The 19,535-nt window shown below is 33.0% G+C and carries 17 protein-coding genes; 16 read left to right on the top strand and 1 reads right to left on the bottom strand.

The window, feature by feature from the left end; translation table 11 throughout:
• Positions 1–78: 78 nt before the first annotated feature.
• Positions 79–879 carry a hypothetical protein gene (locus tag RBH29_RS03310; RefSeq protein ID WP_306695125.1) on the bottom strand — a complete coding sequence of 267 codons (801 nt, stop codon included), beginning with the start codon at positions 877–879 and terminating at the stop codon, positions 79–81.
• A 489-nt stretch (positions 880–1,368) separates the two neighbouring features.
• On the opposite strand from RBH29_RS03310, the gene RBH29_RS03315 reads away from it, so the two are divergent.
• From RBH29_RS03315 to RBH29_RS03390, 16 genes are all read left to right on the top strand, one after another.
• Positions 1,369–3,042 (top strand): nucleoside kinase, encoded by a 1,674-nt coding sequence (locus RBH29_RS03315; protein ID WP_306695127.1) that lies wholly within the window; start codon positions 1,369–1,371, stop codon positions 3,040–3,042.
• A 205-nt stretch (positions 3,043–3,247) separates the two neighbouring features.
• Entirely contained in the window at positions 3,248–3,601 is a 354-nt protein-coding gene (locus tag RBH29_RS03320; RefSeq protein WP_306695128.1) for a DRTGG domain-containing protein, read from the top strand.
• Complete coding sequence (locus tag RBH29_RS03325; protein ID WP_306695129.1) at positions 3,598–4,026, top strand: ATP-binding protein; 429 nt, start codon at positions 3,598–3,600, stop codon at positions 4,024–4,026. Before RBH29_RS03320 ends, RBH29_RS03325 begins: the two co-directional genes overlap by 4 nt.
• A gap of 34 nt (positions 4,027–4,060) precedes the next feature.
• A complete protein-coding gene (locus RBH29_RS03330; RefSeq protein ID WP_306695131.1) occupies positions 4,061–5,374 on the top strand; it encodes a [Fe-Fe] hydrogenase large subunit C-terminal domain-containing protein in 1,314 nt (437 codons plus the stop codon).
• Positions 5,375–5,421: 47 nt separating this feature from the next.
• The gene (locus RBH29_RS03335) at positions 5,422–5,751 is read left to right on the top strand and encodes a DRTGG domain-containing protein (RefSeq protein ID WP_306695132.1); all 330 of its coding nucleotides are present in this window, start codon (positions 5,422–5,424) and stop codon (positions 5,749–5,751) included.
• Positions 5,748–6,455, top strand: coding sequence for a PHP domain-containing protein (locus RBH29_RS03340; protein WP_306695133.1), 708 nt, complete (start codon positions 5,748–5,750; stop codon positions 6,453–6,455). The genes RBH29_RS03335 and RBH29_RS03340 overlap by 4 nt, the downstream gene beginning before the upstream one ends.
• 337 nt (positions 6,456–6,792) lie before the next feature.
• Positions 6,793–7,641: a C39 family peptidase gene (locus RBH29_RS03345; protein WP_306695134.1), complete on the top strand. Its 849-nt coding sequence runs from the start codon at positions 6,793–6,795 to the stop codon at positions 7,639–7,641.
• Positions 7,635–8,909, top strand: a complete 1,275-nt coding sequence (locus RBH29_RS03350; protein ID WP_306695135.1) for a hypothetical protein — start codon at positions 7,635–7,637, stop codon at positions 8,907–8,909. The genes RBH29_RS03345 and RBH29_RS03350 overlap by 7 nt, the downstream gene beginning before the upstream one ends.
• Positions 8,910–9,279: 370 nt before the next feature.
• Complete coding sequence (locus tag RBH29_RS03355; protein WP_306695136.1) at positions 9,280–9,771, top strand: NADH-quinone oxidoreductase subunit NuoE family protein; 492 nt, start codon at positions 9,280–9,282, stop codon at positions 9,769–9,771.
• Complete coding sequence (locus tag RBH29_RS03360; RefSeq protein WP_306695137.1) at positions 9,771–10,337, top strand: ATP-binding protein; 567 nt, start codon at positions 9,771–9,773, stop codon at positions 10,335–10,337. The genes RBH29_RS03355 and RBH29_RS03360 overlap by 1 nt, the downstream gene beginning before the upstream one ends.
• On the top strand, positions 10,321–10,692 hold the full coding sequence (locus RBH29_RS03365; protein WP_306695138.1) for a (2Fe-2S) ferredoxin domain-containing protein: 372 nt from the start codon (positions 10,321–10,323) through the stop codon (positions 10,690–10,692). Before RBH29_RS03360 ends, RBH29_RS03365 begins: the two co-directional genes overlap by 17 nt.
• A 32-nt stretch (positions 10,693–10,724) precedes the next feature.
• On the top strand, positions 10,725–12,518 hold the full coding sequence (nuoF, locus tag RBH29_RS03370) for an NADH-quinone oxidoreductase subunit NuoF (protein ID WP_306695139.1): 1,794 nt from the start codon (positions 10,725–10,727) through the stop codon (positions 12,516–12,518).
• Between the two features lie 18 nt (positions 12,519–12,536).
• Positions 12,537–14,288 (top strand): NADH-dependent [FeFe] hydrogenase, group A6, encoded by a 1,752-nt coding sequence (locus RBH29_RS03375; protein ID WP_306695140.1) that lies wholly within the window; start codon positions 12,537–12,539, stop codon positions 14,286–14,288.
• Positions 14,289–14,491: 203 nt separating this feature from the next.
• Positions 14,492–15,214, top strand: a complete 723-nt coding sequence (locus RBH29_RS03380; protein ID WP_306695141.1) for an ABC transporter ATP-binding protein — start codon at positions 14,492–14,494, stop codon at positions 15,212–15,214.
• A complete protein-coding gene (locus RBH29_RS03385) occupies positions 15,211–16,884 on the top strand; it encodes a putative ABC transporter permease subunit (RefSeq protein WP_306695142.1) in 1,674 nt (557 codons plus the stop codon). The genes RBH29_RS03380 and RBH29_RS03385 overlap by 4 nt, the downstream gene beginning before the upstream one ends.
• A gap of 163 nt (positions 16,885–17,047) precedes the next feature.
• Positions 17,048–19,513 (top strand): RCC1 domain-containing protein, encoded by a 2,466-nt coding sequence (locus tag RBH29_RS03390; protein WP_306695143.1) that lies wholly within the window; start codon positions 17,048–17,050, stop codon positions 19,511–19,513.
• Positions 19,514–19,535: the final 22 nt, after the last annotated feature.

Below are 19,535 nucleotides of genomic sequence, written 5' to 3' on the forward strand. Positions count from 1 at the left end.
CAAATAATTTAAGGAACGAAAATAAAAATTATATTAAGGAAAGAGTGTAGAGATTAACAAATATTTATATATTAAAAATTATTCTAGAAAATAAATGAATTCAAATTTGGGTTTAGAAATTACTGGTTCTCCTTTTTTTTGCAAAGTAATTCGAAGCACTGAACCATCAATTTTAACAGGTGTTTCAGTTTCTGTGACAATATTGTCTTTAATTAAATATAATTTTTGAGGATTTTGAGAAAACAAATAATCAGAGTATAATAGGTTTGCAATAGTTAATAGTATTTCTTTTTCGTCATGTTCATTTATATATTCATTAACATACTTATCAATATATTTGCCTATATTTACATTGTCTAAAGTTTCCATAACTTTTTGAGTAGGTATTCTATAAAAATCAACATTATTTTGATTATGCGGGTATTGGGAGAAATCTATTGAATTAAAAGATGGAATATTAATTACACGAACAGTAGATTCATCTGTAAAAACATCTAATGTATAAGAGATTGATTTATAAACATTTTTATTGTCAACATCTATAAAAACCACTAATTTATCAAAATATAGCTTATATGCATTTGTACTTTGACTAATAGATGAATACAGTTCACTCCATGAATCCATAAAGTTGGATACATTTTTTTTAATTTCAAAATTATACTTCTCATCATATTCAATTGGTGTGTAAATAGAATCAATTTTTTTATTGAAGTTGTTGTTAAAAAAATAAGAGAAAGCCAATACGGATATTACTATTGAGGTTACCATAATTATTTTATTCCGATACAATTTTTTTAAAACAAAAAATCCTATTAGTAAAAATGCAACTATAATTATTATAGAACAAAGTATAATACTTTGAAAAGAAATAGTCATATAAAATTTCCCCATTTAAGATTTTAATTATTAAAAGTGTAACATAACAGAATAAATATGTAAATATATTTAGAAAAACTGGGTGTATATATTAATGTGAAGAACAATATTCCAGAAACTAAAGTTACGCAGTTTAGAGCCTGTAAATACTCCTCGGAGCCTTAGCAAATCTCGCTATCGCTCAAACAATGCTCTCCCCTTTTTCGTCGTATTAACACGCTCTACAACTTGCTCCACAATGTTTCTTCCATATTTTCATTCACATAAATAACATGCACCAAAAAAACTCAAAAATATAGTTAGCACAGTATAAAAAAAGAAACTACTAAATACTCTAAAAAACTCAATATATTACATTTTGTTCATATAAATAAAAGGTTACTTTGTTTCTTGACAAAAAAAGAGGGTTTTTAATTTTAAGTATAGAATAGTTTTATATTGAATGAATATTTCTTTAGTACTACTATATATAAATAAGGGGTTAATATTATGGAAGAAAACAATCTAAATGTAATTAAAGTTATGTTTCCTGATAATAGCGAGAGAGAAGTTTTTGAGGGTATATCTCTTCTTGAACTCAGCAAAGATTGTGAAGAGAATTACAAATCCACAATTGTTGCTGCAAAAGTAAATAATGATATAAAGGAGTTAAGCTATCATCTATATGAAAGTTGCAGAGTGGAATTTATTGATTTGACTTATGATGATGGAATGAGGATATATAGGAGAAGCTTAAATTTTATATTAATAAAGGCTGTAAATGATCTTTTCCCCGATAGAAAAGTTGTAATATGCCATTCTATAAGTAAAGGTATATACTGTGAAGTTGAAGGGAAAACTGAGCTTAATGCTAAAGAAGTGGAAATGATAGAAGAAAGAATGAGAGAACTTGTAAAACAAAGGATTCCCTTTATAAAAAAGATAATGTCTTTAGAGGATGCCAGTGAAATGTTTAAAAATATTGGCAGAATGGATAGATATTACGCAGTACAACATAGAAATAAACCATATGTAACTATATATGACTGTGATGGCTTTGAAGACTACTTTTATGGATATATGGTTCCTGATACGGGATATTTGAAAGAATTTCAACTTAAGTACTATCATTCAGGATTGATAATGTTATATCCTCAGAAGACTAATCCTGATGAAATACCTGAATTTAAAGAGCAGAAAAAACTTTTTAGTATTTTTAAAGAATATAAAAACTGGGTGCGGATACTTGGAGCTGCTAATGTTGGTTCATTGAATGATATGATAAAAAAAGGCTGTGTAAATGAAATTATACGTATTTCAGAAGCTTTGCATGAGAAAAAAATTGCACAGATTGCAGACATGATAGCTTTTAATAAACACAAGAAAAAAGTAGTATTAATTGCAGGACCATCATCTTCAGGTAAAACTACCTTTGCTCACAGGCTTTCTATACAACTTAGAGTAAATGGGTTAAGACCTGTTACAGTGTCTTTAGATGATTATTTTGTAAATAGAGAAAATACTCCTAAAGATGAGGATGGTGATTATGATTTTGAAGCTTTAGAAGCAATTGATATAAAACTTTTTAATCAGCATTTGTCTGAGCTTACACAGGGTAAGGAAGTTGACATTCCGATATTTAATTTTCCAAATGGATGTAGAGAAGAATATACAAGAAAATTGAAAATTGATGACGATCAGCTCCTTATAATTGAAGGTATACATGGTTTGAATAATAAGCTGACTGCTTCAATTAAAAAGGACAAAAAGTTTAAAATATATATAAGTGCATTAACTTCTATGAATATTGATGATCATAACAGAATACCTACTACAGATACTAGGTTTATAAGGAGAATAGTGAGAGATCATCAATTCAGAGGTTGCAGTGCTGTAAACACCATAAGTAGATGGCCGTCTGTAAGAAGGGGAGAGGAAAAAAATATTTTTCCTTTCCAAGAAGAGAGTGATGTAATGTTTAATTCATCACTAATATTTGAGCTTGGTGTTTTAAAAATATTAGCAGAGCCTTTGCTGATGGAGGTTGATCAATCTCAGCCGGAATATTCAGAAGCAAAAAGGCTTATTGAGTTTTTAGGAAACTTTTTATCAATAGATTCAAAGGAAATTCCAATAAACTCAATAATAAGGGAGTTTATTGGAGATAGTTGTTTTTACAAATAGATAGTTATGAGAAAAGAAATAATTATTAGGTTGGTCGTAAGCCACCGTCCTTAAGGTGGATGCCTTACGGATAGGTTTTACTTAGTCTCATTTTAAACTTAAGGGTGCGTGTTATTATAGGTGCCTTCACTTAAACACATTGTTATATCTTTAACAATGTGTTATAATTATATTATCGTATAAAGAGAAAAAAGGTGGTTCATATATGAAAATAAGAGAAATAATAAATGTCTTAGAAGCTGAGATTGTAACTGGAAGCGAAAATATGGATACGGAAATTAATTCAGCTTGCGGGGCAGATTTAATGAGTGATGTTATGGCCTATGTAAAGGAAAATGTTATTTTACTAACAGGTCTTGTTAATCCTCAAGTTGTGAGAACAGCAGAAATGATGGATATTAATGTTATTGCTTTTGTAAGGGGAAAGAAACCAGAGGAAAATATAATTAATTTAGCACGGGAAATGGGTATGACTATATTGACAACAAAACATCCAATGTTTATTGCATGTGGCAAGCTCTACAGTGCAGGAATAACAGGAAGAGGTGTTTGGGATTGAGTAAAGGTATAATGAGTAAGGAATTTGTTATACCTGCCGATGATTTTGCAGCTGCTGGAGAAGCGTCTAGCAGTGTAAAAAAAATGTTGAGGCAACTTGGAGTTGCACCACAGGCAGTTAAAAAAACAGCTGTTTCAATGTATGAGGCAGAGATGAATGTTGTTATTCATGCAGGTGGAGGACGTGCTTTTGTTCAAATAGACAGTGAAAGAATAGTGATAAAAATAAAAGATGAAGGGCCTGGAATACCTGATGTGGATATGGCAATGGAAGAAGGTTATTCAACAGCATCTGATGAAATAAGAGAGAAAGGTTTTGGGGCAGGAATGGGCTTGCCTAATATTAAGAGATATTCTGATAAATTTGATATAATAACAGAAGTGGGGAAGGGTACAACTGTAGAAATTACAATATTCCTTGCCTGAGCGTAGATTTTTTAGCCGTAAGGGGGGAGATGAAATGGGTAAATATTTTCACTCAGTTACTTTAGATGAAAGTAAATGTATGGGATGTACAAACTGTATTAAAAGATGTCCAACCGAGGCAATAAGGGTAAGAAAGAGTAAGGCAAGAATAATAAATGAAAGATGTATCGATTGTGGAGAGTGTATAAAGGTTTGTCCATATCATGCAAAGAAAGCAATTACAGATTCATTTGAGAGTATAAACAATTTTAAATATAAAGTTGCGATACCTGCACCGTCTTTTTATGGTCAGTTTAAATCTGTAAAGTCAAGAAATCATCTTTTGACGGCATTGAAAAGGTGTGGCTTTGATCATGTTTATGAAGTTGCAAAAGCTGCTGAGATAATAACACTAGAAACAAAAAGACTTATTGAAGAATCAAATCATAAAAAACCAATGATTTCATCGGCCTGTCCCGCTGTTGTAAGACTTATACAGGTGAGATTTCCAAGTTTAATTGATAACATTTTAAAGTTGGAATCACCTATGGAGCTTGCTGCAAAGATAGTAAAAGATGAAATATCAAAGAGTGAGAATATTCCATTTAAAGATATAGGAGTATTTTTTATAACTCCTTGTGCAGCAAAAGTTACAAGTATTAAGGCACCATATGAAAAAGAAAAATCACATGTTGATGGAGCCCTGTCTATAGAAGATATTTATATAAAAGCTTTGAATAATCTTAATGATTTAGATGAGTCTGAAAACCTAGAAAAATCAGGTTTTATCGGAGTAAGATGGGCAAATTCAGGTGGAGAAAGTATTGCGTTGGGTACTGATAATTTTCTTGCAGTTGATGGAATTCATAATGTAATTACTATTTTAGAACAGTTAGAAGATGATAAACTGGAAGATGTTGATTTTGTTGAAGCTCTTGCATGTCAAGGAGGGTGTCTTGGCGGTCCTTTAGTAGTCGAAAATCTTTATGTTGCAAAGACAAGGATTAAAAAAATTATTGATGAAGCTAAAAGTAAAGGCTTTAGTGCTAATTATGAAGAAAAGTATGATTACGATTTGGTATGGAAAGGAGACTTTGAATATAGACCTGTTATGAAACTTGACAAAGATTTTTCTGTAGCCATGAAGATGCTTGAAGAACTTGAAAAAATAAACAAAGAGCTTCCTGGTCTTGATTGTGGTGCATGTGGAGCACCTAGTTGCAGAGCTCTATCTGAAGATATTGTAAGAGGTAGTGCAAATGAAACTGATTGCGTTTTTAAACTAAGAGAAAAGGTTAGAGACTTAACACTTCAAATGATGGAATTAGGGGCTAAAATGCCTCCTGTTATGGATAAAGATTCTAAGTAAATAAATCTTTGTGCCTTTAGCACAAGAGAAAGGAATGATGCTTGAAAATGAAAGTTGAAGAATTTGCAAAACATATGGGGATGAAAGTGCTGACAGATACAAATAATCTTAACAAAGAAGTAGAAGGTATGTATATATGTGATTTATTAAGCTGGGTAATGTCTAAGGCAAAGAAGGGAGATGCATGGATTACAGTTCACACACATATGAATATAGTAGCAGTTGCCTTGTTGGCTGAAATTTCTTGTATTATTATACCCGAAAATATCGCAGTTGAAGAAGCAACTGTAAATAAAGCATCAAAAGAAGGAATTGCTATTTTAAGTAGCGAAAAAAATGCTTTTAATATAGCATGTGAAGCAGGTAAAATTTTATGAAAGCCTATTATGATTTGCATATTCACTCAGCACTTTCACCATGCAGCGAAAATGAAATGACCCCAAATAATATTGTAAATATGGCTTATTTAAAAGGACTTAATATTATAGCTGTTACTGATCATAATTCAGTTGAAAATTGCCTAGCAGTAATGGAGTGTGCAAAGGAAAAAGGTATTATAGCAGTTCCAGGCATGGAGTTAGAAACCCGAGAAGAGGTTCATCTGATTTGCCTTTTTAAATGCATAGATGATGCCCTAAAAATGCAGGAAATTGTATATAATTCACTTCCAGATATAAAAAATAGAAAGGATATTTTTGGAGAGCAAATTGTCATAGATAAAGAAGATAATGTTATAAAGCATGTGGAAAGACTTTTATTGACAGCTGCAAATTTTGGTATTGAAGAAGCAATCCAGCAAGTTTCCAATCTAGATGGTATTGTGATACCTGCCCATATTGACAGGGATTCATACAGTATAGTTTCAAATCTTGGTATGGTACCAGATAATTTAAATATTAAATTCTTAGAAATTTCAAAAAAATGCAATAAGCAACAATATAGTAATGATAAAAAATATGAAAAATATCAATTTATTCAGTCCTCTGATTCTCATAGTTTAGAACAAATACAAGAACCTGTAAATTTTATTGAGCTTGAAGAAATGAGCGTAGAGTGTCTCATAAGCACATTAGGTTGCTAAGGAAAAATATAAATACAACTTGGTCAAATAAACAATATTTTATAAAAATTAGTGTTAGGGTTGAATATATAAAGCATTTATGTCATTATACATATATAGATTTTTTAAAAGTTATAAAAAAGAGGAGTAAATGTTTTTAAATAGATATTGAGAAAAAATAAAGTTTAAATAACAAAAAAGCATTGACAATATATATATATATAATTTTATTAAAGCTTTTTAAACATGCATGTTTAATTTGTATTGGTTGTTGAATTAAATTCAAACAATTGTAAATGCATTGCTGATTAATTTAGTATTAGCTATATTATTACAATAAGATTGGAGGACGATAGTAATGAAAAAGTTTTGTGCAATAATATTATTTACTTGTTTAACAATTTCTGTTTGTAATTTATCCGTTAGTGCAAGAAATGAAATAAGAGATAGTGATGGTACTCTTGTCATGGATAAATATCCAGAAGTGTCAAATCCAAAGCGAGAAAAAATACAAGAACTTTTTAGGAAAGCTGAAGAAGGAATAATAAGCGAAGAAGTAGTAGGGGCTGCACTTCGAGAAACATATCCTGAAAGGTATAGTAATCGTCAAAACAACATAAGTTATACTAGAGAAAGTGTAATGGGACGTAATTTATCGTTTACTACTTTGTGGAGGGCATGGCAAATACCTCAGGCAAATAGTTATTATTGTGGACCAGCAACTGCAGAAATAGTTTTGAGATCTCACAGGGTGTTAAAAGATCAACACGATCTTGCAGATGAGTTAGACACAGATAATTTTGGAGGTACTCCTTGGTTTATTTCAGACTCAATAGGATATCCAATGAAAAACGTTTTGGATGACAATATAGATGAAGAAGATTATCATAATGTATCTGCAAATCCATCTGCAGAATCTTTGGCAACTCTAACAAGACTTTGTGTTAATAATTGGGAACATGCTATAGCAGCAAACATGTACATTGAACCTTCTGACGAGGACAGGCCTGCGGCCTACCCTGGAGGCATTCGGATTGCACATTGGGTAGCTGTTAGAGGATATGCAAACGATGGTGACTACATACAATGGGCAGAACCAGCTTATAACTCTCCTGTATCTTGGTCTGACCAAATAGAAGAACCTAATTTATATACAACAAAAGAAATATTAGCATCATGTGTTTCTTCTAGGGGGATTATATGGTAAAAAGGATTTTTTATATATTATTATGTATAATAAGTCTTACAATATTACTTAATGCATGTTCGGAGAGGGTACCTGAGGCACCTTCTCCTTCTGATGCTAAAGAACAGGATGGGGGAGAAGGTATTTTAAGTAAAGATAGAGAGAGGGAACAAATTGATAAAGAATCACAAAAAGAAAACTTTAATACAGATATTGGAGAACCAGAAAAAGAACAAATTAGTGACCCTCATATTGAAGAAGTATACATAGAGGAAGTGTGGGATGAAGTGCCAATTATGCAAAAAGAGTTTTCAAAATCACGAGTTTACTATTCGATTTCTGAGTCTGGAGAGCTACTATCAGGGGAGTTTGATGAACCAGAAAGTGATATCTATGAAATGGATACTACATTGAAAATTACTGATATATATACTGGTGTAGAGGAAAAAATAAAAGTAGTGGAATGGCCAATGCAGATATGGAATGCTGACATAAACTCTGAATGGGTAATTTGGGTTGAAGGAATTGCAGAGGGAATATCAGGTCGAGATTATGAGGTATATGCATATAATAGAGAAACTAAAGACATTAAACTCTATTTTACAACACGACGAGATGATGGAGAATCTATCATGGTACATACGCCAAAGCCATCACTAAAAGAAAATGAATTCTTAATAGATGTTGTTTCTGTTTGTAATGAAGACGGGAATAGAAATATAACAAGCAGGAAATATAATCTTACAACTGGAAATTATAAAGAGATAGCCGAGCAATTTGCATTGCCTTCTTGGAGTAAAAATGGATATATTGGTATGATACAAGATAAGGAACTAATGGAAGCTAGCATAATTGCTGAATTAGTTGATGATAGTTTAAATCCTCTAACGGATAAAGGTTTGTATATACATGAATATCTTACTGATGGTGAAGCAGTTGCAGTTGTAGGTCAAGAGTTTGATGATGATAAAGGTATTAGAACAATAAAAAGAAACATGTGGTTAATTGAAGATGGACAGAAAAAACTTATAAAAAAAGCTGGATTAGGAGGAGGCTGTGGATGGCCGAAAATGAGCAATAGATTTATTATATGGACTACCGAGGGAAAAGCTTATGCTTATGACAGAAAGAGAAATTATATCATAAAGATGTCTGATGAGTATAATAGTTATGCTCGACTTACAAATAATAATTACATTTCATGGTTAACTCCAACAGAACAAGAAATACAAGAACCAACAGGGAGTTATTCTATATTGAATATTGTTAAAATTGAGGACATTCCTTAAAAAGAGAAAGTAATTCTTAAATGTTAAAAAGAAACTAAAAACTTAAGGTGGTTTAATCACTCTTGTTTTTAGTTTCTTAAATTTGTTTTAAAATTCAAATAAAACTTATTTGTACTACAGGTTTAACTAACTGTATTTTATGGCATAAAGAATACTGTATACAATAATCTTTCGATTCATATACTCTAAAAAGCCTACAAATAACTAAAATAAAGAGAAATCTATATTTTTTAATATATTAAACATTCTTGCTAAAACATATTGAATGTTTTGAATATATTTGTTATAATAATCACGGTTATTGTTAAAATGTTAACATACATTTTTTAAAAATAACAAAACAATTGTCTGTTAGGGGGTTATTGAAGAAATGAGCACAAATAATTGCTGTTGTGGCAAGGTAGATGTAAGGGATGAAAAACTACAGGAGGTTATAGCAAAGCATAAGGATACAAAAGGTGCTTTGATTCCTGTGTTGCATGAAGCTCAAGAATTATACGGGTATTTACCTATTGAGGTTCAAAAGAAGGTTTCTGAAGGACTTGGAGTTTCGCTTTCAGAAATTTATGGTGTAGTGACATTTTATACACAGTTTTCATTAAATCCAAAAGGAAAATACAAAGTACAGGTGTGTATGGGAACTGCATGCTATGTTAAAGGGGCAGGGCAGATTCTAGACAAGCTTAAAGAGCAGCTAGGGCTTGATGCAGATGAGTGTACAGAAGATGGTAAGTTTTCTTTGGAAGCTTGCAGATGCATAGGAGCTTGTGGATTGGCACCTGTTATAACAATCAATGACGATGTTTATGGAAGACTTGTACCAGAAGATATTGAAGGAATTATTAAAAAGTATAAGGAATAATGAGAGATTTATCTTTACACATAATGGACATAACACAAAATTCACTTTCTGCAAAAGCAGACAAAATTGATATAAAAATATGTGCCCTTTCTGACAAGGACTTGTTGGAGATAGAGATTAAAGATAATGGTGTTGGAATGGATGAAGACTTTTTAAAAGAGGTTAAAAATCCTTTTAAAACAACAAGAACTACCAGAAAGGTGGGGCTTGGGATTTCGCTTTTTGAAGCTTCTGCAAAAAGTACTTCTGGCAAACTTAGCATAAATTCTAAAAAAGGTGTGGGCACAGAAGTTAAGGCTTGTTTTAAGATATCTCACATTGACAGGCTTCCTTTGGGGAATGTAGCTGAAACTATGACAACTCTTATTATGGCACAGCCTCAAGTTGAATACAAATTGGTAATTGACAACAAAAAAGAGGAATTTACATTTAGTTCAATTGATGTAAAAAAAGCAATTGGAGACGTGCCCATTACCCAGTTTGAAGTGATAAAGTGGATAGGTGAGTATATAGATGAGGGAATAAAGATTATTTTTGGAGGTGTTTTGGATGAAGTCAATGGCTGAATTGGAAGAGATAAGAAAAAAGTCCTTGGAAAAAGTTAATTTAAGATCAACAAATAAGGAAATGAGAATTGTAGTAGGTATGGCTACATGTGGTATTGCTGCTGGTGCCAGACCTGTTATGAATGCGTTTATTAATGAGCTTTCCAAGAGAAATATAGACAATGTATCTGTAGTAATGACAGGATGTATTGGAGTGTGCAGACTTGAGCCTATTGTTGAAGTTACAGACAAAGAGGGAGAAAAGGTTACCTATGTAGATATGACTCCTGAAAAAGCAATACGTGTTGTTGCAGAGCATATTGTAAATGGTAGAGTTTGCGTTGATTACACAATTGGAGAAGCAGATAAAAAATAGTGTGTTTTATATTTGTAAAAGGAGGGTTATAAATGCAATTATATAGATCGCATGTTTTGGTTTGTGGCGGTACTGGATGTATGGCTTCGAGTTCTGATAAAATTATAAAAGAATTGGAAACACAAATTAAAAAATGTAAAATTCAAGATGAAGTTAAAGTAGTATTGACAGGTTGTTTTGGACTTTGTGCAGAAGGACCTATTATGGTAGTTTATCCTGAAGGTGCAATGTATACAATGGTTAAAGTTGAAGACATAGAGGAGATAGTTGAAGAGCATTTATTAAAGGGTAGAATTGTAAAAAGACTTCTTCAGGGAGAAAAAAATGACGATGTTGAAAAATCTGTAGAGGGTGCTGATTTTTTCAAAAAGCAGCTTAGAGTTGCACTTAGAAATTGTGGTGTAATAAATCCAGAAAGCATTGACGAATACATTGCTTTTGATGGTTATAAAGCATTAGGTAAAGTTTTGACAGAAATGAAGCCAAATGATGTTATTGAAACTATAAAGAGTTCCGGTTTAAGAGGAAGAGGTGGGGGAGGTTTCCCTACAGGACTTAAATGGAGCTTTGCAGCAAATCAGGAAAATGACCAAAAATATGTTTGTTGTAATGCAGATGAAGGTGATCCGGGAGCTTTTATGGACAGAAGTATATTAGAGGGCGATCCTCACTGTCTTATTGAGGCAATGGCTATTGCTGGATATGCTATCGGGGCTAATCAGGGATATATTTATGTCAGAGCGGAATACCCTATAGCTGTTAATAGACTTAAAATTGCAATTGAAGATTCAAAAAAATATGGACTTTTAGGGAAAAACATATTTGAAACTGGTTTTGATTTTGACTTGGAAATTAGACTTGGAGCAGGAGCTTTTGTATGTGGTGAAGAGACTGCTCTTATGACTTCTATAGAAGGTTTTAGAGGTGAGCCAAGGCCAAGACCTCCATTTCCAGCAGTAAAGGGGTTGTGGCAAAAACCTACTATATTAAATAATGTGGAAACCTACGCTAATATTCCACAGATTATTCTAAAGGGAGCTGACTGGTTCTCAGGTCTGGGTACAGAAAAAAGTAAAGGAACAAAAGTGTTTGCAATAGGTGGAAAGATTAACAATACTGGTTTGGTTGAAATTCCAATGGGAACTACATTAAGAGATGTTGTATATGAAATTGGTGGTGGAATACCTGGAGGTAAAAAGTTTAAAGCAGCTCAGACAGGTGGACCTTCTGGCGGATGTATTCCATCAAGCCATATTGATACACCTATTGATTATGATTCCTTAATTCAGTTAGGTTCCATGATGGGTTCAGGTGGTCTTATTGTAATGGATGAAGATACCTGTATGGTTGATATCGCAAAATTCTTTTTAGAGTTTACTGTAGATGAGTCCTGTGGAAAATGTCCACCATGTCGTATAGGCACTAAGAGAATGTATGAAATTTTAGAGCGTATTACTGGTGGAAAAGGAGAAGAGGGCGATATAAAGAAACTTGAGGTATTGGCTAAAAACATTAAAGCATCAGCTCTTTGCGGGTTAGGTCAGACAGCTCCAAATCCTGTTCTTAGCACATTGCAATATTTTAAAGATGAGTACATGGCCCATGTAGAAGATAAAAAGTGTCCAGCAGGAGTATGTAAATCAATGATGCAGTATGTTATTAATGATGATACTTGTAAAAATTGTGGCATTTGTGCAAAACAATGTCCTGTTGATGCAATAAGTGGAGATAAGAAAATACCTTATGTTATAGATCAGGATAAATGTATAAAATGTGGTGTTTGTATGGATAAATGTCCATTCAAAGCTATATTTAAGAATGTCTAATGAAAGGAGAGGTTTAAAATGGAAAAGGTAAACATTACTATAGATACCCGAAAGTTGCAAGTGCCAGCTAATTATACTATTTTAGAAGCTGCAAGATATGCCAATGTAGAGATACCTACTCTTTGCTACTTAAAAGACATGAATGAAATTGGTGCTTGTAGAATGTGTGTAGTGGAAGTTAAGGGTGCAAGAAGTTTACAGGCGGCATGTGTGTATCCAGTTTCAGAAGGATTAGAAATTTATACACAGTCTCCTGCAGTAAGGGAAGCTAGAAAAGTTACGCTAGAACTTATTTTATCAAATCATGATAAAAAATGTTTAACCTGTGTAAGGAGCAGAAATTGTGAACTTCAAAAATTAGCTGAAGACCTTAATATTAAGGATATTAGATTTGAGGGAGAAAGTAGTGATTATGATCTTGATGATTTTTCTCCATCAGTTGTTAGGGATCCAAACAAATGTATTCTGTGTAGACGTTGTGTAAGCATGTGTAAAAATGTTCAACAAGTTTCTGTGATAGATACCAATGAAAGAGGATTTAAGACAATAGTATCTTCAGCATTTGATAAGTCACTTAATGAGGTTCCTTGTACCATGTGTGGACAGTGTATAAATGTATGTCCAGTTGGAGCTCTTAGAGAAAAAGATGGTACAGAAAGTGTGTGGGATGCCTTGGCTAATCCAGATATGCATGTTGTAGTTCAGACAGCACCAGCAGTAAGGGTTGCACTTGGAGAAGAGTTCGGATTACCTATAGGGTCTAGGGTTACAACCAATATGGTTGCATCTTTAAGGCGTCTAGGGTTTGACAAAGTGTTTGATACTGATACGGCAGCTGACTTGACTATAATGGAAGAGGGAACAGAATTAATTGATAGAATTAAAAATGGAGGGAAATTGCCGCTAATAACATCCTGTAGCCCTGGATGGATTAAGTTTTGTGAACACAATTACCCTGAGTTTTTAGATAATCTTTCAAGCTGTAAATCACCTCATGAAATGTTTGGAGCAGTTTTGAAAACTTATTATGCAGAAAAAATGGGGGTTAATCCTTCTAAAGTTTTTGTAGTATCAATTATGCCGTGTACAGCAAAGAAATTTGAAGCTCAAAGACCAGAACTTTCTTCAAATGGATATACTGATGTTGATGTAGTTTTAACTACAAGAGAGCTTGCAAAAATGATAAAAGAGGCTGGAATTGACTTTATAGACCTTCCGGAAAGACATTTTGATAATCCTATGGGAGAAGCTACAGGTGCTGGTGTTATTTTTGGTGCTACAGGTGGCGTTATGGAAGCGGCTCTTAGAACTGTAGCTGAAGTTTTAACAGGTGAATCGGTTGAAAATGTTGAATACAACCAGGTAAGAGGTGTAGATGGAATTAAAGAAGCTACTATTGAAATAGCAGATCTTAAACTAAAAGCTGCTGTTGTACATGGTCTAGGCAATGCAAGAAAGTTGCTTGACAAAATTAAAGCTGGTGAGGCAGAATATCATTTTGTTGAGATAATGGCATGTCCAGGAGGATGTGTTAACGGAGGAGGACAGCCTATACAGCCTTCTAATGTAAGAAGTTGGGTTGACTTAAGGGCTGAAAGAGCTAAGGCAATATATGAAGAAGACAAAAATCTTCCTATTAGAAAATCTCATGAAAATCCTAAGATAAAAATGCTATATGATGAATTTTTAGGTAAGCCTGGAAGCCACAAGGCACATGAGCTTTTGCACACACATTATAGCAAAAGAGAAAACTATCCCTTAGATGACTAGGGTTTTGGACTCATTAAGACAGTTTTGTAGTATTTGTGTTTTGGTTTAAAATAAGTATAGATTTTTTAAAGTGGGGTTTTACTCCACTTTTTTTGTTTATTTAAATTAAAAAAAGTGATAATATATATTAATATATGGGTGTATATAATTAAAATGATATGCACCCTTAACATATAGACTAAATATTTTAAGGGGACAATATTATGCTAGATATAAAAAATCTTTCTAAAAGTTATAACAAAGGATTAATAAAAGCAGTGGATTCTGTAAGCTTTAATGTCAAACGTGGTGAGATATTTGGATTTTTAGGCCCAAATGGAGCTGGAAAAACAACTACAATAAAAATGATTATAGGCCTTGTGAATCCAGATAGTGGAAGTGTTTTGATAAATGGATTTGATAACAGTAAAGATGCTATAGAGGCAAAAAAAAGAATTGGTTATGTGCCGGACAATCCAGATATTTATGACAAGCTTACAGGAATAGAATATCTTAATTTTATGTCAGATGTCTATGGAATATCTTCAGATTCAAGAAGAGAAAGAATAGAGCATTTTTTAAAAATGTTTAATTTAGAGGATGCGGCTACAGACATAATTAAAAGTTATTCCCATGGAATGAAACAAAAAATGGTTTTAACAGGTGCACTTATTCACAATCCTGACTTATGGGTTTTAGATGAGCCAATGGTTGGTTTAGACCCTAAATCTTCTCATCTTTTAAAAGAATTAATGAGAGAGCATTGTGATAAAGGTAATTCTGTTTTTCTTTCTACACATGTATTGGAAGTTGCTGAAAAACTCTGTGACAGAATAGCTATAATAAAAGAAGGGAAGCTTATAGCAATTGGAACTCTGGAACAGTTAAGAAAGGGAGATGTTGGGAATAGTCTTGAAAATATTTTTTTGGAGTTGACCGAAAGATGAAAATGTTTCTAAAATTGATTAAAACAAACCTTAATGTAACCTTTGGATTATCAACTTTAAAATACAGGTTTACAAAAGAAAAAAAGAAATTATGGGAACCCATATTAACTTTAATTGGAGTATTTCTAGGGATTGGAAGCATGTTTTTACTGTTTACGCTGTTTATGTTGGGTACATATATTAAGTTGAAAGAACAGGGACAACCAGAAACAATTCTTGCAATAGCTTTTTTGGGAAGTAGTTTCTTTTTATTGTTTTTTGGAGTTTTTCATATAATATCAGCATTTTATTTTTCAAAGGATTTAGAATTTCTAATTTCTTTGCCTTTAAAGCCATATCAGATTATTGGAAGTAAATTCATAACAATTATGTTCAATGAATATGTTATTGCACTTCCCATGGTTATACCGGCCATTGCAATTTACGGAATAGGAATGAATATGAATATACTTTATTGGCTAAAGGCTTTTTTGAGTATTTTAATTATGCCAATTATCCCCCTTGTTTTGTCCGCAATAATTGTAATAGTTTTAATGAGATTTATAAATATAAAAAAGGGTAAAGATGTTATAATTGTAATTATGAGTTTTGTAAGTTTATTAGTTGGGCTTGGCGCAAATTTTTATATACAAAAACTATTAAGAGGAAATGGTTCTGAGATTGAAGACGTTGCACAGATTCCAGTCTGGCTTATTGATATGATAGGAAGACGTTTCCCACCTGCACTATGGGCTACCTATGGTATTACAAAAGAAAGTTTAGCAGGTCTGGGATATTTTTTGCTTTTTGTTTGCCTGTCTATTTTAATGTTTATGTTTATGCTGTGGATGGGAAACAAATTCTTTTATAAAGGATTTTATTCAGGGCAGGGAGAAGGATCAAAAAAGAAAAAACTTACGAATAGCAAAAGAAGGCATTTTAAAAATTCAAGCGTATTAGTCTCTCTGTTTAAAAGAGAATGGAAATTAATGTTTAGATCCCCTGTTTTCATGATGAACGGTTTTGCAGGAATTATTATTATGCCTGTAATGTTTGTAATGACAATACTTACGCAAAGTGAAGGTTCAATGGGAAGGTTAATTGAGATGACACAGGAACCTAGCGTTGGTATTTATGTTTCTATTGGGGGATTAGCTGTGATGGTTTTGACTTCAAGCATGAATATTGTCTCTTCAACTGCCCTATCAAGGGAAGGCCAGAGTTTTTGGATATCTAAAATTATACCTGTATCACCTGCATATCAGATAATGGCAAAGTTTATGCATGGACTTGCAGTATCATGTATAGGTATTTTGATAATAGGAGTTCTAATGGTGGCTTTTTTAAATGTATCTATATTAAAACTACCAGTTTTATTTCTTTTAGCATTAATCAATTGTGCCATAATAATAATTATAAATTTGATTATTGATTTGGTTCATCCAAAACTAAATTGGACAAATCCCCATGAGGCTGTTAAAACTAATTTAAATGGCTTGTTCGGACTAATTGTATCAATGTGTTTTTTAGGTGCAATGGGGTTTTTCTTCATAACTATGATTGTCTTTTTTAAATCTGATGAATGGTTAATTTATACTACTTTATTTATTATAGATGTAGCGGTACTTGTTCCTGGTATTTTTATATTATTAAAGATATCCAAAGAAAGATACAAAAACATAGAAATATAGAGGTAAACAGATTTAAATTGTCGCTATACTTCAATATCTAAATTTTTATTAAATATTGAAGTTATGCTGTAATTGTATTAATATTATAATATGAGATGGTGCTTTCTATACTTTTTATTAAATTGTCATAGAATGATTTTACCGTTATTAAGGGGGAGAAAAAATGTTTAAAAAAATTGTAATGATGTTTATTTGTGTGTTTTTACTTGTATCTTCTATGTCTAATGCTGTATTAGGAGAAAATGCAAGTGGGGCACCTAAGGAAGAGGATTTTTCATTAACTATTCCGACAGGTATAATTGGAGATATTAATGGAGATAACAAAATTGATTCTACAGACCTTGCACTATTAAAAAGATACATATTAGAAATCATTCCGGGATTCCCCGTAGGGGATGGTTTGAAGGCAGAAAATTTATGGGTAGCTGATTTAAACGGTGATGGAGTGATTGATTCAACTGATTATGCTTTGTTAAAACAATATGTCCTCTATGATATAGATGAATTTCCAAAGGAAAACAAAAATGATTATATACAGGTTGAGTGTGGTCTATCACATACAGTTGCATTAAGGTATGATGGGACTGTTTGGATTTGGGGAGACAACACTAATAGAAAACTGGGGATAAATGAAGGAACAAGTATAACTAGGCCTTTTAATGTCAGTCAGCTTGAAGATATAGTTTATGTTTCAACTGGTGATGAGCATTCTCTTGCATTAAGAAAAGATGGCTCCGTATGGGGCTGGGGAAGAAATGTTGACAATCAGTTAGGTGACGGAACAACTATAACAAGGAGAGCTCCTGTAAAGGTTAATGAATTAGAAGAGATAAAAGCTATAGCTGCAGGGGGGAGTTTTTCTGTTGCTTTAAAAAATGATGGTACAGTATGGACATGGGGTAACAACAGCAGTGGACAACTTGGAGATGGTACAACTGCAAAAAAAGATGCTCCCGTAAAGGTCGAGGGACTAGATGAAGTAAAGAAAATAGCAGTGGGTCATGACCATGTATTGGCTCTCAAAGAGGATAGGACAGTTTGGGCTTGGGGCTCAAGTGCCTTTGGACAACTGGGAAATGGATCTAGAGATCTATCTTCTATTCCTGTAAAAGTAGATGATATTACTGGTGTAAAAGCCATTTCTGCAGGAAAAAATGTATCTGCAGCTTTAAAAGATGATGGAACACTGTGGATGTGGGGAAGTAATGAGGCAGGAATGATGGGGGATGATTCAAAGTCTTTTTATGATGTTCCTGAAAAATATGAACAATTGGAAGGCATTAGAAAAGTTGATATAGCAAAATCATATATAGCGATATTAAAAAATAATGGTACAGTATGGACATGGGGAAATAACCAAACGGGTGTTCTGGGGAATGGAAGTATTGAAGCCAGCAACATTCCTTCTGAGGTAGAGGGAGTGTCACCTGTTAGAGATTTGTCAGCTGGAAAAGAACACATGGCTGTAGTAAAATATGATGGAACTTTGTGGAGCTGGGGATATAATAAATACGGTCAAATGGGCAATGGAAGTGGAGACTTTATAAGTGAACCTGTAAGCATACCTAATGCATCAAAAATCACAAAAGTAGAAACAGGACTAAGACATGTAATAGCACTTGATGAAGAGGGTGATTTATGGGGATGGGGAGACAATTCAAGTCTCCAGCTAATAGATAGTACTGATTCAGACATAGTAAATACTCCTTATAAAGTTGAAAGTGAGTCAGAAATTGTTGATGTTATTACAGGTCAAAGTCGTACTGCGGTAATCAGGAAGGATGGAACTGTAATGCTTTATGCAGCTATTAGTACATCAAATACGCAAATTACACCTTTAGAAATTGACATTTTTAAAGATTATGAAACGATAGGTATTGGAGACAAACATATAGTTGGAATTGGTGAGGATCAAAAGGTATATTCTTCTGGAAACAATTATTGGGGGCAGTTAGGAAATGGCTCTAAAGGTCATCACAACATTTTTGAAGATAATTTTGATTTGGCTGTAGAAGCAGACGGGTTAGAAGATATAATCGATATATCTGTAGGTAAAGACCATACAATAGCTTTAAAAGAAGACGGAACGGTATGGGCTTGGGGAGTAAATTTTAATGGTGAGCTGGGTAATGGACGAACTGCTACCACTGGATTACTTCCTGAACAGGTGCTTGATATAGAAGACGTTGTTGCAATATCTTCTGGAATGTATCATGTATTGGCATTAAAAGAGGATGGAACAGTATGGGGCTGGGGTAGAAACAGTTCAGGCCAACTTGGAGACGGTACAACTACAGCTAGAGTAAGGACTCCTGTTCAAGTAGAAAATCTCGAAAATGTAGTTAATATAGAAGCAGGAAGAAATCATTCAATAGCCATAAAAGAAGATGGAACAGTATGGATGTGGGGAGATAATGGACATGGTCAATTAGGAGATGGAACTAGTGAAAATAGGTTGCTTCCTGCAGAAAATGAAGAGTTAAAAGGTGCAAAAGAAGTATCAGGTGGTGGGGAGTTTACAATAGTTCTAAAAGAGGATGGAACTCTACTTGGTATGGGTAATAACAGTTTTTTCACTTTGGCTAAAGAAAATACAGATGTAGTACTTAAGCCAGTTAAAGCAGATTAAGCTTTTAGGCACATGTATATAT

It is taken from the genome of Herbivorax alkaliphila (assembly GCF_030848475.1).
Classification (GTDB): Bacteria; Bacillota; Clostridia; order Acetivibrionales; family Acetivibrionaceae; genus Herbivorax.

Bases quoted from the DNA above. Each gene is read 5' to 3' on its own strand.
- RBH29_RS03315 (WP_306695127.1), top strand. From the start codon at position 1,369: ATGGAAGAAAACAATCTAAATGTAATTAAAGTTATGTTTCCTGATAAT.
- RBH29_RS03340 (WP_306695133.1), top strand. From the start codon at position 5,748: ATGAAAGCCTATTATGATTTGCATATTCACTCAGCACTTTCACCATGC.
- RBH29_RS03330 (WP_306695131.1), top strand. From the start codon at position 4,061: ATGGGTAAATATTTTCACTCAGTTACTTTAGATGAAAGTAAATGTATG.
- RBH29_RS03390 (WP_306695143.1), top strand. From the start codon at position 17,048: ATGTTTAAAAAAATTGTAATGATGTTTATTTGTGTGTTTTTACTTGTA.
- RBH29_RS03320 (WP_306695128.1), top strand. From the start codon at position 3,248: ATGAAAATAAGAGAAATAATAAATGTCTTAGAAGCTGAGATTGTAACT.
- RBH29_RS03350 (WP_306695135.1), top strand. From the start codon at position 7,635: ATGGTAAAAAGGATTTTTTATATATTATTATGTATAATAAGTCTTACA.
- RBH29_RS03310 (WP_306695125.1), bottom strand. From the start codon at position 879: ATGACTATTTCTTTTCAAAGTATTATACTTTGTTCTATAATAATTATA.
- RBH29_RS03360 (WP_306695137.1), top strand. From the start codon at position 9,771: ATGAGAGATTTATCTTTACACATAATGGACATAACACAAAATTCACTT.
- RBH29_RS03380 (WP_306695141.1), top strand. From the start codon at position 14,492: ATGCTAGATATAAAAAATCTTTCTAAAAGTTATAACAAAGGATTAATA.
- RBH29_RS03335 (WP_306695132.1), top strand. From the start codon at position 5,422: ATGAAAGTTGAAGAATTTGCAAAACATATGGGGATGAAAGTGCTGACA.
- RBH29_RS03385 (WP_306695142.1), top strand. From the start codon at position 15,211: ATGAAAATGTTTCTAAAATTGATTAAAACAAACCTTAATGTAACCTTT.
- nuoF (WP_306695139.1), top strand. From the start codon at position 10,725: ATGCAATTATATAGATCGCATGTTTTGGTTTGTGGCGGTACTGGATGT.
- RBH29_RS03375 (WP_306695140.1), top strand. From the start codon at position 12,537: ATGGAAAAGGTAAACATTACTATAGATACCCGAAAGTTGCAAGTGCCA.
- RBH29_RS03355 (WP_306695136.1), top strand. From the start codon at position 9,280: ATGAGCACAAATAATTGCTGTTGTGGCAAGGTAGATGTAAGGGATGAA.
- RBH29_RS03345 (WP_306695134.1), top strand. From the start codon at position 6,793: ATGAAAAAGTTTTGTGCAATAATATTATTTACTTGTTTAACAATTTCT.
- RBH29_RS03365 (WP_306695138.1), top strand. From the start codon at position 10,321: ATGAAGTCAATGGCTGAATTGGAAGAGATAAGAAAAAAGTCCTTGGAA.